Raw genomic sequence first — 12,829 nt, forward strand, 5'->3', positions numbered from 1 at the left:
TAACCAAACAAGCCGAGTATTTCGACTTAAGTTAACCAAATGAGACATTTGTCAGGAGACCCTGTCATGGCCATTCAAGCACATAAGAAATTTGAACCTCTATATTCTTCATATCCGAACTTTAGAAACGAGACTTATCTCTATGGAGCCCATACGGCTGAAGTTGGCCAAGGATGGACTTGCTCCCGTCATCTTCATCATATGATGTTCGAAATAAACCTTGTGCTGGAAGGGTGCCAGACTTGTTTCATCAACGACGAGAAAATCGAGCAACAGCCCGGGGATCTAATCATCATTCCTCCGATGGTTCTGCATGAATTCAAGCAGGCTCACCCATATAACCTTCGTTATTTTGTTTTCCATGTTCAAATTTCGGATTCCGCATTGCTGCAACTCATCACCCGCTCCCAAACCAATTACTATCCGTCCGCTCATCCGTTAAACGTGCAGCTCCGGCCTCTCATAGACAAACTAATGGCCGCACTTGCGAGCAACGCTTCGAAAACGGCCGTATTTTCCGATTTATTCGGGGTACTAACGGCACTCGAGCAACATTATAGCGCACAATCCTCGTTATCCCTATCGCATACCGCCGACGCGCTTTCCTATCGAATCGCCAGGGAAATTGAAAGCCTTGTGCTCTCGTCGGACGAATCGGAACGGCCTCCGTTGTCGAATTGGCTTGAAGCCCTTTCTTATCGAATAGGCATAAGCCGGCGTCATTGCGCAAGAGTGTTCCAACAAACTTATCAATTGTCTCCGCGCGATTATTTGGCCATTTTAAGGCGGCAAGAGGCGATGCATGCCCTCCTCAACTGCAACGATTCGCTGGAGCATATCGCGCACCGCATCGGATTCGAGAACGTGCAAAGTTTTATCCGCCAATTCACGAAATGGACGGGGATGACTCCCGGCGTTTTCCGCAGAAACCATCGGAACGATTTTATTTACTTAACTCCTTTGGAGGAAAAATAAAGAAGCTGCACCTGCGAATCGCAAGGCAGCCTCCTAATCAGAACAAACTTTATGTTTTCGTTAACCCTGCATCCCTTTTTTCACCCAACCGGCTACCGTCGCGGTTCGTTTGCCTTGATGAATGACCGCGGCTTGAACATCTTCGATCAGCTTGCCGGATTGATCCACGGTAACGCTAGTTCCGTATGGATTGCCACCGGCCGGGTAAGCAACGGGATCTGTATACCCCGGAGCCGCGATAATTCCGCCCCAGTGATAGATGGACGTATAGAGCGACAATATCGTCGCTTCCTGTCCGCCATGCGGGTTGCCTGCGCTCGCCATAGCGCTGACCACTTTGTTCGTGAGCTTGCCTTGGAACCATAGTCCGCCTAAAGTATCGAAAAACTGCTTCATTTGCGCTGCCATGTTGCCGAAGCGAGTCGGCGTGGAGAAAATGTAGGCGTCAGCCCACTCCAAATCTTCCGGCTTAACCGTTGGTACGTCTTTCGTAGCTTCAACATGCGCTTTCCATCCGGGGTTAGAAGCAATCGCGGCTTCAGGAGCAAGCTCGGGTACCTTTAAGATCTTGACTTCGGCTCCCGCTTGCTTAGCGCCTTCCGCAGCCCACTGCGCCAACTGATAGTTGGTGCCGGTAGAGCTATAGTAAATGACTGCAAGTTTGACATCTGACAGGGGAACCATCTCCTTGTTTTGTATTCCCCCTAAGAATGCCCTTCTTGATCCAGAAACTATGCACAGCGGATGTTACTTGAAATCCTTCCAGGTAAAGTCCACGGACAACACGCCAACAGGATCGTTGTCGGCCATCCAATTTCCCGCAGCAGCAGCCTCGGGTTTACGAAAACAGACCAGATTGGCATGGAGCCCAAAAGCACGGCAAACTGCCGGCCTAGCCGAATGTACCCCGCATTTATCATTGTCTAGATCATAGAAAATACAAGTCCCGAAATACCGGTGCTGGTTTTCCAGCCCATTCCGCTGTTGAAACGGCATCGCTTTTATTTTCTTCTTTAAGCCTTTGAGCTCCTGCTCCGTTACCGGTACCGGACCGCAGCAAAGCCCTTTGCATCCTTGGCATGGAAGGCTATTCATCGCAAACCCCCTTGAGGTGACTACCCTATCCGTTCATTCGAAATTACATTGACAAATTCATAAAAATGTGGTATAATTTTAATCTAAATTTATTTTCCAAAAATTAGTTTACCATATTAATACAAGCCATACAATAACAAAAATGCAAGCAGCTTCTATAAAGAAGCCGCCTGCATTTTTCATTTTCCGACGATTATATTTTCACTAACGACAACGCAGGATTAAGCTCCGCGATGCAATCCGGCGTTTCAAGCGCGACGCTTTCGATCAACGGAGTGACGGGATAGATTCGGAACTCGGATTCCGGCAGCGATTGAAGGAGCGCATAAAGGACGTCCGTCCGCGTTTCCTTCGGGTCAAGCCATACATCGATTGAAGCTTCGTCGAGGATCAGGGGCAGCCGATGTTCCGTTTCAAAGGCCGAACCCCTCGTAATCAATGTGCACATCGGAAACTCGTTCTTCTCGGAGTCTAACCATAAGTCGTAGATGCCGGGCATGGCGAAGGTGGATTTTCTCCTATGCACGGCTCGCCAAGCGCTTCTGCTCTTCCCTTCCTGCCTCCAAATATAAAATCCGCTGCAAGGAACGATACATCTTTTTTTCGTCAGCATGGAACGCAAATAGGTTTTATCTCCCAAAGTGTCCAAGCTTGCGTTAACGGAGCTTTTCCCCCAATACGGCATCAACCCCCAACGTTGTTGATTCAAGCAACGCTCTTCGCCGATTTGCTGAATGATGGGGATTTGCTGGGTGGGCGCAATGTTGTAACGTCTCAAGTAGGGAACATGAACCCGATCGATACGGAAATCTTCCGTTAATTCCGATAACTCTGCCGTGAGCGAATAGCGATTGCACATGAACATCAGCCCATTTCCGTATATTTATACGTATTCAGTGTGGGCTGAAGCAAGGTAAATTATGTATGGTATCCAAGACGATCCCTCTTCGTTTGAGGGCTGCGGGCACGAACTTTCGATGAAGCCCATCATGATAATAGGCTTTTTTTGTATTGATTGCTCCGATAACTCTTTATTCTTTGCTCCAGTCTAACGAAGATTACTATGAACGGTTTCTAATCGGTACAGCAATACGTTGGTTGCGTTATTTATTCCTTCTGCCCTGAAAATTAGAAACGTAACTCGTTGCACGCAATATCATTAGAAAGTCGCATGATGGGTTTTGTTTTATTGAAATTATATTGCTATGATCAATTTCAAGATCGACATGTACTCCAAGCAAAAACTCGTCGAACAGAGAGTAAAATGACCTCTTTCTAACGTATCTCTTGTTGAGATCCTGGGGAATGTGCCTGACCTGATTTTATACCCAAAAGAGCGTTTAATCCGCCTTCAATAACTTTGCATTAATAGCGACCACAATGGTGCTGAGTGACATCAAAACCGCTCCCACTGCAGGATCTAACAGGATGCCGGCTCCGTATAATATACCCGCGGCCAATGGAATGGCCACGATATTATAGCCTGACGCCCACCATAAATTTTGAACCATTTTGGCATAGGTCCTTCTGGATAAATGCAGAATGGAAACCACGTCCTCCGGATCGCTTCGGACCAGCACCACATCCGCCGTCTCAATGGCAACGTCCGTCCCTGCGCCGACTGCAATACCCAGGTTGGCTATTGCCAAGGCTGGAGCATCATTTACCCCGTCTCCCGTCATTGCCACAAGATATCCTTTTTCCTGAATCTCCTTGATCTTGTCCGCTTTCTGATGGGGAAGGACTTCCGCATAAATTTCATCTATATTTAACTGGCTTCCCACCAACTCCGATACTTGCTTATTGTCGCCGGTCAACATCATGGATGTGACCCCTAGAATTTTCAATTTCTCTATGGCGTCAAGGGAAGTTTCTCTGACTTGATCGGCCAAAGAGATCATACCGGCAAATTGACCGTCGATCACTGCGAAAACAACGGTTTTACCTTGTGAGGCCAGCCGCTCATAATCCTGGGCAGGATACGCAATTTGATGCTTGTTCATATGGCCGGGACTTACCACTTTTATTTTTTTGCCGCCGACAATCCCTTGAAGACCTTCTCCGGTCAAGTTTTCGACGGATTCCGCCCCATAGACGGAAATGTTGCGCTTTTTCACTTCTGCTGTAATTCCTTTGGAAATGGGATGCTCGGATTGGGCCTCCAAAGCGCCGACGATCTTCAATAACTCTGTTTCATCGTATCCGGAGGCCATAAGAATGTCGGTAATGCCGAACTTGCCTTGTGTCAACGTTCCTGTCTTGTCGAATACGACGGCGTTCAACTTCCGCGCTTCTTCGAATGCGGTGCGGTTGCGAATCAATAATCCTTTTTGGGCCGCCAATGATGTGGATGTAGAGACGACCAGAGGAACAGCAAGACCTAATGCATGAGGACATGCGATGATCATGACGGTAACCATACGTTGCATGGCGAAATCAAAGCTGAATCCCATGGATAACCATGCAGCCAACGTAATCAACCCAGCTGCCAATGCAATGTAAAATAGCCATTTGGCCGCTTTGTCCGACAAATTTTGCGCCTTGGATTTGGATTCCTGCGCTTCCTTGACCAGCTTGATGACTTGAGATAAATATCCTTTCCCGCCTTCATTTTGTACTGTAACGGTTAATGAACCTTCCCCATTGATGGCTCCGCCAATGACTTTGTCTCCAGATTTCTTCACGACCGGTACGGATTCACCGGTGAGCATGGACTCATCTACAGAGGATTGACCAATCTTAATCGCACCATCAACGGGAATACGCTCACCAGGTTTAATCAAGATGACCTGCTGTGGTTTCAACTCCATAACGGAGACGTCTTTTATTGCTCCATCATCGTCGACCAGATGCGCTTCGGAAGGAATGAGCCTGACCAGTTCCTCTAATGCACGTGATGCGCCTAAAATCGACTTCATTTCCAACCAGTGTCCGAGCAACATGATGTCAATCAGTGTAGCGAGCTCCCAGAAAAAATCAACCTCGGTTAGACCAAACACTGTTAAGGAACTGTAGCAATAAGCTACGACAATCGCGAGTGCGATTAATGTCATCATGGCGGGGATTTTTTGTCTCAGTTCACGATAAGCGCCTGCCAAGAATGGTGTGCCGCCATAGAAGAATACAAATGAGGAAAGAAGAAAAAGAACGGTCGTATCGTACGGAAACCGCCAATCCACGCCGAGAAACATTTGAATCATCGGGGAAAGGATGAGGATCGGTATCGTTACGGCAAGAGAAATATAGAAGCGTTTTTTAAAATCATCAACGTGGTGACCGGCATGCTTGTCCATGCGGTGAGAATCGTCTGCGTGTCTGGATTTATCTTCGTGGTGGTGGTGATGATGCTGCTGATACGAACTCACGGAATGGTTGACTTTGTTCTTATCCCCATGGTTTGAATACTGAGCATGTCCTTGATGATGATCCATCCTTATGACACCTCCCTAATATTTTTGTCAATATAGTAATATAATAATATTAAAATCTTGTATCAACAATGATCGGATTCGAAATGAAGATGTTAACCCAACAAAAACAACACGGAACGCCGCTAAAGAATATCTAATCTGCCGCCTTTCTGCCGGGTAGCGGTCTCCGCTGAAAATTGTTGGATCCCATACTGGAAATTCTCTTCTGAGAGCACTGATTTTGTCCAGACGATCCAGCGACGATCGCTTATGAAGGAGTTGCCGCGGGTTCCGACAAAGCGAATGAATCGGAGAAACTGGCGGTTGTCGATATGAGCCGATACGGCCAAGCGGGCAAATCTAACTTTACGTTTGATCAGAAGTACACTTTGGAATACACAATGAATTTGAACACCGAAATGAAAAACGGCGAAATGGTCTACACCATATACGGAAAAACGTTTCCGGAAACCGAACCGATAAACGTCAAAAAAGGAAATACCGTCAAGGTCCGCCTCGTCAATAATTCGAGAACCGACGACCATCCGATGCACCTACACGGGCACTTCTTTCAAGTGCTAAGCAAAAACGGGAAACCGCTTGAAGGGTCCCCCATTATTAAGGATAAGTTGAATTTGAAGCCGGGCGAAGAATACGTTGTCGCATTCGAAGCAAATAATGAAGGAAACTGGATGTTCCATTTTCACGATCTTCATCATGCTTCGTCTGGCATGGTAACGGAATTAAAATATACAGATTACAAGACTGATTTTATTGCAGACCCGGAAATAAACCGGAGTAATACAACAATGAGCACTCATTCACAAGTTAATTTAAATAATCAAGCAGCCTCTGGCGTACGAGTCGCGTTTGATGTTAAGTAAGCCCGGCGATAACCCGGCCATTTCGGCCGGGTCCAGGTTAACTTAAAAGCTCTCTGATCTCATTTAGATTCTCCGCAAATCCAACAAACACCTTGTCGCCGATCACGATCGTCGGGACAATTTGTTTTCCGGTCAAATTCCAGACTTCCTCCGCATACTAGGCGTCTTCTTCGCAGTTGAAATCTGTATAGGCAATATCGTGTTCTTTGAAGTAACGTTTGGCATAATTGCAGTCGCTGCAAGTGGGGATCGAATAAATTTTTACGGTTTCCTTCATTCCATGATCACTCCTTGTTACTATCGAATGCTCTTATGCTACAACGTTATACCCCTTGTTTTGGATGGCTTCCTTTATGTCGGCTAATTGTACTTTCGCTTCGTTATACTGAACATGTACCGTGCCCTGTTCAAAGTTAACGCGGCCTTCAGCACCGATCGACTCAAGTGCCCCTTCAATTGCATGTATGCAAGAGCGGCAAAACATGCCTTGTACATTAACGGTTGCTTCTTGCATAGTTATACCCATTCCTTTCGCTTCGCTCAAGGCACCAAACGGAATGAAATCCGTTAGCCTTGAGCGATTTTTTTTTGTATTCTTGAGTTACTGGGATGTGCGCGCTGTTCTCGAACACAATCTGAGCAGAAATGCTCAATAAAAGCGAGCGGTTGTCATGTGGCAACCGAATTCTGTATCTGAATAGGCAGGGAAAGTACCTGCTTAGATCGAAAGTTGGCGATCCTACTCTAAGCCCCGCGTGCAAGAGAAGTTCTCTCTTTTCTTGTATGAGAGCTCGCTGAGGACGGCGAAAAATGAGCTTGAGATGGCAAATGAAGTAGTCGGGAGGTCATGGGTTGCTATGGTTAGAATGTGTTCGTAAGACACCGACGAATCTCTGAGTGTACGGCTCGAAATGCCTAGTGCAACGAAATGAAGTTGTACGCCCCTGTTAAGGGGATCAGTCATGGTGAAGGTAATATCCCATACCGATCACGATCTTTATCCCATAGAGGATAAAAGTCCTGCATCCGCCATCTCTGGATAAAAGGACGGCTGGCGGGCTATAAGAGAGACCTAAGGCAACCATATAAGACTAAGATACAGGAAACAGCTGAACTCTGAAAGAGGATGCCAAGGGGAGGGAACCCTAATGCCTCTAAGCAGAAGGAAATGGCTGCTGCATTCAGAGGACATCAGCCCGTAGTAGTGAGGACAGGTCGCCGTGAGTCACTACGTTCAGCGATGAACGAAGGAGGAGAAAAACGACCTCGATCGAAGGGGCATAGTCATGACTAAGATTTTTTTCTACATGAAACATTCTACCGTTAGGGAAGCCGCTGTGCACACCTGACTAATCCCATCCTAAATACTCCGCAAGGAAAGATGGGAACAACAATCTAACTTACTTCATCATAGAGGATTCTCTCTCTGATTAGGGAAAAGTTGAACTGATTTCATGTAGAGGTCATGATGGAGCGCCATATGATGCGAAAGCATCACGTACGGTGTGAAGGAAGGGAAAAGGAGAACTGACCAAGTCATGTTGAAGATTATCCTTACCTATTCCTATTATGGTACGATTTCTCCGAAATGGCACGGAAACTAGGCCATAAACTTTCCGGTAGTTGAACAAAAAGGGCCAGCGAAAATCATCGCCGGCTCCTTTACTTTCCGTTATCATAGTCCGCTAACTCAATCCAAACCGAAATCCGCCAAGCCGATCGGCAGAGGTGCAGGCTTCTCGCAAGTGCTCTTCATCACGTAATGAGCTCCTTGCTCGGATGCGTCATGGATTCCATGCATGGCCTCTAACACGTGAAAAGCCATATCGCCGTTCGCCCGATGCTTGCGGCCGGACATGATAGCCTTCGCCATATCCGCTGCCCCCACGCCTCGGGCATTCTCCGATTTGCCGTGGCTTAACGGAATTTCGGACCATTCTTTGCCTCCTGCCCGTTGGATATAGACGGGGCCGCCGAACGTGTTTGGGTCAGGTACGATTAACGTACCTTGACTGCCGTACACTTCGATCCGCGGCAGCTGCGTCCCGCCTTTCACATCGAAGCTAGTTAGAATCGTACCGATCGGTCCGGAAGCGAACTCTAGTACCCCGGCAATATGGGTCGGAATTTCTACCTTCATGACCTGGCCGAATTTCGGCTGGCTCCCGATCGTTCGCTCAGGGAACGAGATGCGGGTCATTCCCGTTACCCGGTTAATCGGACCGAGAAGGGTGATCAGCGCCGTTAAATAATAAGGTCCCATGTCGAACATCGGACCGCCGCCAGCTTGATAGAAAAACTCCGGCGCCGGATGCCAGCCTTCGGGCCCATCGCCAAGCATAAAAGCCGTTGCGCCGATCGGCGTTCCTATCCAACCGTCTTCGATCAACTTAACGCAAGTCTGGATTCCGCCGCCGAGGAACGTATCCGGTGCGCATCCTACGTACAGCCCTTTGCGGCGAGCGAGCTCGAGCACTTTCAAGCCGTCTTCGCGGGTTACGGCCAAAGGCTTCTCCACATAGACGTGCTTTCCGGCTTCAAGCGCTTGCAAACAAACGTTAGCGTGCGCCTGGGGGATGGTCAGATTAATAATGAGCTCAATATCCGGATCGCTTAGGAGTTCTTCGACCGAACAGCCGCGGATGCCATATTCTGCCCCTTTGGCTTTAGCGCGTTCAACATCGATATCCGCGCAAGCAACGATATCCATCGATTCGAACCGCTGCCCGTTCTGAAAATAAATGCCGCTAATGTTACCCGTGCCGATCATTCCCGCTTTGATCTTACCCATGGACAGTCGTCATCTCCCTATTAATCAATCTTATTTATAACTAACCTTAGTGTATCACTTATAGGATACGGCTATTTTGGGATTTCATTATTGAAATTTGGCTAGTTTACGGATACCGAAAAAAACCTTGGATCATTGTGATCTGGACCCTCTGTCAAGGACACTTTAAAAAACCCTGGTTTATGCCAAGGCAGCTAACAATAGATGATTCCTGTATTGCACAGGGGTCATCTTTTTTAATCCCCATTGATAGCGATTATTGTTGTAGTAACGGATGTAACAGTCAATCTTACGTTGAAGTTCTCTTAATGATGGACAACTACGGTGGTCAACATGGTCCTTCATATGGCCGAAAAACGACTCCTGTGGCGCATTGTCCCAGCAATTTCCTCGTCTAGACATGGATTGACCTAACCCTTTTTGCTTTAATAGTTCTTGGTATTTGGGGCTCGTATAATGACTTCCTTAATCCGAATGGATAAATGCATCCTTGTGCAGCTTCAGCCGTCTTTGCTTTACGAGTGCGTCAATCGTGTCGGTAGCAATGTCCAGTGTGAGGCGGTTGGACAGGTTATAGGAGAGGATCTCTCCTGTTGAGGCATCTAGTATGGTGGACAAATATGCCGTCTCTGAGCGGCCATAAGGGAGGTAGGTAATGTCTGTGAGCAAGGCAAGCCCAGGAACACCTTTTCGGAAATCCCTCTCTAAGCTGTTGGGAAGGGTTCGATGTTCCTGTGTCGCCTTGGCCATACGTTTGTAGGGATTGGGTTTTCGATGTGGACATACGAGGTCAAATTTCTTCATAAGCCTGCGGATTCTCTTCAGGTTGTAGATCACGCCAAACTCGTTCTCAAGCGTCATCTTAATAGAACGAGAACCCTTTTTAAAGCCCTTTCTATTGAATGCCTTCTTGATCAGCTCTCCAGCTTTGGCATCCGAAAGAGACCGCTCTTTACGGGTATCTACGGCTTGTAAGTAGTTGTAGTAGCCTGAGCGAGATACGTGAAGTAAATCGCAGAGGTAGCGAGTTGTACGTCCTAAACCCTGACCTACAGTCTCTTTAATCAGCTCAAATAACTTATTCTTGCTTAGATTCTTTCCGTTTGCTACCAGCAACCTTTCTTTCGTGTCTAGCTTTTTTAACAATTCCACCTGAGACTCAAGGTGTCTAATTCTTGCTTCCTGTCTTGCAATCACTTCATCCTGCGTTAGTTCACGCTTCAGCGGACGTCCAGAAGCTTCCTTACGGGAGTCAGCTAATCCAATAATTCCGTCTTTCCCATATGCATTTCTCCAACGTTTGGCACACTCTTTTACACGTTGAATTCCAATTACGTTTACATCAAACCCGTTAGCTTCAAAGATTTCTCTAGGGGTTTTACCTGCCATGTATTGATCGATGAACAACTGCTTAAATTCATCCGCATAGGTTATTGCTTTATCGCTTATCCTGATCACGTATTTATTCATCGATAAATTCATTTGGTCTTTTTCGCTAAAGATTTTCTTAGACATGATGTAATCCCCTCCGGTGCTTACTCTAGTATACAAAAAAAGGTACCCATAGTCTGAACACTTTTTCAAAGTGTCCAGACTATGGGTACCAGTGTATTGCGCAAGCAATTGATCCGAGGTTTTTAATAAATCATTTTTATCGAAGTCTCTGATATTAGATTTTCTTAGGATCAATGTCGGGATTAGGATCCCTTTTAATCCTTACCGGGCGAGTGACCCAGTTGTCGCGGTTCATTTTCTCAACACGATTAACTCGGCTTGCCTCTCCGTTAGTCGCTGCGGAAGACTCTTCTGTTTTAATAAGGCTATCGGCACTTTCGTTTTTTAGCCGTTCTTTGTAGCTTATTTTTCCAGGCGGTATACCGCCCCCGCCATTGCGTTTCCCCTTGTTCCACACTCTTCCTTTACTCATTTCACAACTCCATTTTTCGCAAATTGCTTGAACTTTCGTACCAACTCATTCAAAGTATAGCGCAGCGTTGGGTGCATAGACAATAGATATGACCTCGTCCAAAGTTGCTTGTAACAACCACATTTGATACGATATGTATATTAATTTCCAATTCGTATCATCGCAAGTTTGGAGGAGTGAATTCATGAAGTCAGTTCATTTAGCGAAAGCTTCGTTGCTTCTCCTCTTCATCCAGGTTGCACTCGTAAGTCTGGTCGGCTGCAGCGCGAGCCGTATGTTCGATTCCACCGATCCCGGCAGCGAGTCAATACAGCCTTCTCAGACGGCTCTCGCCGCTGTGTCCAGCTCCGAGCTTCCAAGCGACGTCCCCAAAGACATTCGAATACTCGAAGGCGCCAAGGATGTAACGGCAATACAGACCGGTGATGGCGTTACGAAAGGCGACGGATTTTATCAGCTTTCGTTCCGCGTCAGAACAAGCCTTGAAGAAACCGCCAAGCTCTATCGTGCAATGCTCATCGACAAGGGATACGAATTCATGGATGAGCCTGTTGAAGGCAGCGTTTCAATATCAGGAAGTACCCCTACCTGGGTGTTCTATCTTACGATCGCTGAATCTACGGAATTCAAAGGAGAAACTTCGGTAACGATTGCTTATACGAAATAAATCGACAGCTTCTCGCGGAATTCACGTTCATATCAACCAATAAATCGGTATGCACAGTATCGGAGTAATCACGCTTGTTAAACCCATCGCGAATCCGCTAATGCCGCCTTGCACCTCCGAATCCCTTAAGAGCCGGGCTGTTCCAATGCCATGAGAGGAGGTGCCGATTGCGGTTCCTATCGCAATATTTCCGCGAATTCTTGCCGAGTGGAGGATAGCAGGACCGAACATGCTTCCGAATAATCCCGTCAGAACGGCAAACACACCGCCAAGCTCGGGAGTCCCGCCCAGTTGGCGGGCAAGCTCGATGGCAATAGGGGACGTAGTTGATTTCGGCAACATGGACAATAACGTATCCCTCGTGGCATCAAGAGACATCATTAAGAAAGCTACGGACACTAATCCGCACACGGAACCTACAATTACACCCGCGACGATCGCCCGTATTTTCCCCTTCATAACCTGTGCGGACTTGTATAAGGGTACGGCAAGCGCCACTGTCGCCGGCCCTAGAAAGAAGGTGATGACATCCCCTCCAACCTTATAACTCTCATAAGGAATGTCGCACAGGAGTAAGAAAACCATCATTCCGCCCGCGGTCACGAATAAGGGGTGCAGCCATCTCCATCTTAGATTCAACCGCTGTGCAGCCACATAGAACAAGACTGTCAGGGCAATCCCGAATAACGGCTGATTATAGAGCTCCTTGAGCTGCGTCATTTCGTCTCCTCCTTACCCGCGAACCAAGAAGTAGACCATCCCGTTAGAAGAAGCACGGCAATCGCGCTCCCTACCATGCTTAAGGAAATCGCCACCCATTCGTCGCCGATTCTCGCGAAAAACGCAATCGTCCCAACGATCGTCGGCGCGAAAAATATCATGAAGTGCTTCAGCAGAAAGTCCGCCGATTTCTCGATCCACTCCAGCTTAACCCATCCGCAGAACAAAGAAATCGCGAGTAAAATCAACCCGATAACGTTCGCGGGAAGCGGAATGCCAAGGAAATGGCGGGCGATGTAACCGATGAATTCATATCCTAGCAAAATAGCTAATCCTAGCACGTTCCCGCTCTCCTTTTTC

At 47.2% G+C, this 12,829-nt stretch carries 12 protein-coding genes and 3 pseudogenes; 4 read left to right on the forward strand and 11 right to left on the reverse strand.

Annotation, left to right across the window (positions count from 1 at the left end; translation table 11 throughout):
* Positions 1-66 precede the first annotated feature (66 nt).
* A complete protein-coding gene (locus tag K7P76_RS06440) occupies positions 67-975 on the forward strand; it encodes an AraC family transcriptional regulator (protein ID WP_232184344.1) in 909 nt (302 codons plus the stop codon).
* Between the two features lie 60 nt (positions 976-1,035).
* Here K7P76_RS06440 and wrbA read toward each other — a convergent pair whose 3' ends face one another.
* From wrbA to K7P76_RS06455, 3 genes are all read right to left on the reverse strand, one after another.
* The gene (wrbA, locus tag K7P76_RS06445; RefSeq protein ID WP_232184345.1) at positions 1,036-1,659 is read right to left on the reverse strand and encodes an NAD(P)H:quinone oxidoreductase; all 624 of its coding nucleotides are present in this window, start codon (positions 1,657-1,659) and stop codon (positions 1,036-1,038) included.
* 63 nt (positions 1,660-1,722) lie between these two features.
* The gene (locus tag K7P76_RS06450; RefSeq protein ID WP_232184346.1) at positions 1,723-2,070 is read right to left on the reverse strand and encodes a YkgJ family cysteine cluster protein; all 348 of its coding nucleotides are present in this window, start codon (positions 2,068-2,070) and stop codon (positions 1,723-1,725) included.
* Positions 2,071-2,263: 193 nt separating this feature from the next.
* Positions 2,264-2,929 (reverse strand): SOS response-associated peptidase, encoded by a 666-nt coding sequence (locus K7P76_RS06455; RefSeq protein ID WP_232184347.1) that lies wholly within the window; start codon positions 2,927-2,929, stop codon positions 2,264-2,266.
* Positions 2,930-3,075: 146 nt separating this feature from the next.
* Between K7P76_RS06455 and K7P76_RS06460 the strand changes: the two are divergent.
* Positions 3,076-3,189 (forward strand): annotated as a pseudogene (locus K7P76_RS06460) (spore germination protein); the annotation flags it as partial.
* A gap of 221 nt (positions 3,190-3,410) precedes the next feature.
* Here K7P76_RS06460 and K7P76_RS06465 read toward each other — a convergent pair.
* Positions 3,411-5,501: a copper-translocating P-type ATPase gene (locus K7P76_RS06465; protein ID WP_232184349.1), complete on the reverse strand. Its 2,091-nt coding sequence runs from the start codon at positions 5,499-5,501 to the stop codon at positions 3,411-3,413.
* A gap of 236 nt (positions 5,502-5,737) precedes the next feature.
* Between K7P76_RS06465 and K7P76_RS06470 the strand changes: the two are divergent.
* Positions 5,738-6,271, forward strand: a pseudogene (locus K7P76_RS06470) (multicopper oxidase domain-containing protein); the annotation flags it as partial.
* Positions 6,272-6,521: 250 nt separating this feature from the next.
* Here the strand turns inward: K7P76_RS06470 and K7P76_RS06475 are convergent.
* From K7P76_RS06475 to K7P76_RS06495, 5 genes and pseudogenes are all read right to left on the reverse strand, one after another.
* On the reverse strand, positions 6,522-6,641 hold the full coding sequence (locus K7P76_RS06475; RefSeq protein WP_232184350.1) for a glutaredoxin domain-containing protein: 120 nt from the start codon (positions 6,639-6,641) through the stop codon (positions 6,522-6,524).
* A gap of 33 nt (positions 6,642-6,674) precedes the next feature.
* Positions 6,675-6,878 carry a heavy-metal-associated domain-containing protein gene (locus K7P76_RS06480; protein WP_232184351.1) on the reverse strand — a complete coding sequence of 68 codons (204 nt, stop codon included), beginning with the start codon at positions 6,876-6,878 and terminating at the stop codon, positions 6,675-6,677.
* 1,176 nt (positions 6,879-8,054) lie between these two features.
* Positions 8,055-9,155 carry a Gfo/Idh/MocA family protein gene (locus K7P76_RS06485; RefSeq protein WP_232184352.1) on the reverse strand — a complete coding sequence of 367 codons (1,101 nt, stop codon included), beginning with the start codon at positions 9,153-9,155 and terminating at the stop codon, positions 8,055-8,057.
* A gap of 180 nt (positions 9,156-9,335) precedes the next feature.
* Positions 9,336-10,670: pseudogene (locus tag K7P76_RS06490) on the reverse strand (IS3 family transposase).
* Positions 10,671-10,824: 154 nt separating this feature from the next.
* Positions 10,825-11,082, reverse strand: coding sequence for a hypothetical protein (locus K7P76_RS06495; RefSeq protein WP_232184353.1), 258 nt, complete (start codon positions 11,080-11,082; stop codon positions 10,825-10,827).
* Positions 11,083-11,266: 184 nt separating this feature from the next.
* Here K7P76_RS06495 and K7P76_RS06500 point away from each other — a divergent pair, with 184 nt between their 5' ends.
* A complete protein-coding gene (locus K7P76_RS06500) occupies positions 11,267-11,749 on the forward strand; it encodes a hypothetical protein (protein WP_232184354.1) in 483 nt (160 codons plus the stop codon).
* 27 nt (positions 11,750-11,776) lie between these two features.
* Here K7P76_RS06500 and K7P76_RS06505 read toward each other — a convergent pair whose 3' ends face one another.
* Together K7P76_RS06505 and K7P76_RS06510 are read right to left on the reverse strand one after the other, a co-directional pair.
* A complete protein-coding gene (locus K7P76_RS06505; RefSeq protein ID WP_232184355.1) occupies positions 11,777-12,469 on the reverse strand; it encodes an LrgB family protein in 693 nt (230 codons plus the stop codon).
* A complete protein-coding gene (locus K7P76_RS06510; RefSeq protein ID WP_232184356.1) occupies positions 12,466-12,810 on the reverse strand; it encodes a CidA/LrgA family protein in 345 nt (114 codons plus the stop codon). The genes K7P76_RS06505 and K7P76_RS06510 overlap by 4 nt, the downstream gene beginning before the upstream one ends.
* Between the last annotated feature and the right edge of the window lie 19 nt (positions 12,811-12,829).

This window comes from Cohnella silvisoli (assembly GCF_021190915.1).
GTDB classification, from domain to species: domain Bacteria; phylum Bacillota; class Bacilli; order Paenibacillales; family Paenibacillaceae; genus Cohnella; species Cohnella silvisoli.

Bases quoted from the DNA above. Each gene is read 5' to 3' on its own strand.
- K7P76_RS06475 (WP_232184350.1), bottom strand. From the start codon at position 6,641: ATGAAGGAAACCGTAAAAATTTATTCGATCCCCACTTGCAGCGACTGC.
- K7P76_RS06495 (WP_232184353.1), bottom strand. From the start codon at position 11,082: ATGAGTAAAGGAAGAGTGTGGAACAAGGGGAAACGCAATGGCGGGGGC.
- K7P76_RS06450 (WP_232184346.1), bottom strand. From the start codon at position 2,070: ATGAATAGCCTTCCATGCCAAGGATGCAAAGGGCTTTGCTGCGGTCCG.
- K7P76_RS06455 (WP_232184347.1), bottom strand. From the start codon at position 2,929: ATGTGCAATCGCTATTCGCTCACGGCAGAGTTATCGGAATTAACGGAA.
- K7P76_RS06500 (WP_232184354.1), top strand. From the start codon at position 11,267: ATGAAGTCAGTTCATTTAGCGAAAGCTTCGTTGCTTCTCCTCTTCATC.
- K7P76_RS06465 (WP_232184349.1), bottom strand. From the start codon at position 5,501: ATGGATCATCATCAAGGACATGCTCAGTATTCAAACCATGGGGATAAG.
- K7P76_RS06440 (WP_232184344.1), top strand. From the start codon at position 67: ATGGCCATTCAAGCACATAAGAAATTTGAACCTCTATATTCTTCATAT.
- K7P76_RS06485 (WP_232184352.1), bottom strand. From the start codon at position 9,155: ATGGGTAAGATCAAAGCGGGAATGATCGGCACGGGTAACATTAGCGGC.
- wrbA (WP_232184345.1), bottom strand. From the start codon at position 1,659: ATGGTTCCCCTGTCAGATGTCAAACTTGCAGTCATTTACTATAGCTCT.
- K7P76_RS06505 (WP_232184355.1), bottom strand. From the start codon at position 12,469: ATGACGCAGCTCAAGGAGCTCTATAATCAGCCGTTATTCGGGATTGCC.
- K7P76_RS06480 (WP_232184351.1), bottom strand. From the start codon at position 6,878: ATGCAAGAAGCAACCGTTAATGTACAAGGCATGTTTTGCCGCTCTTGC.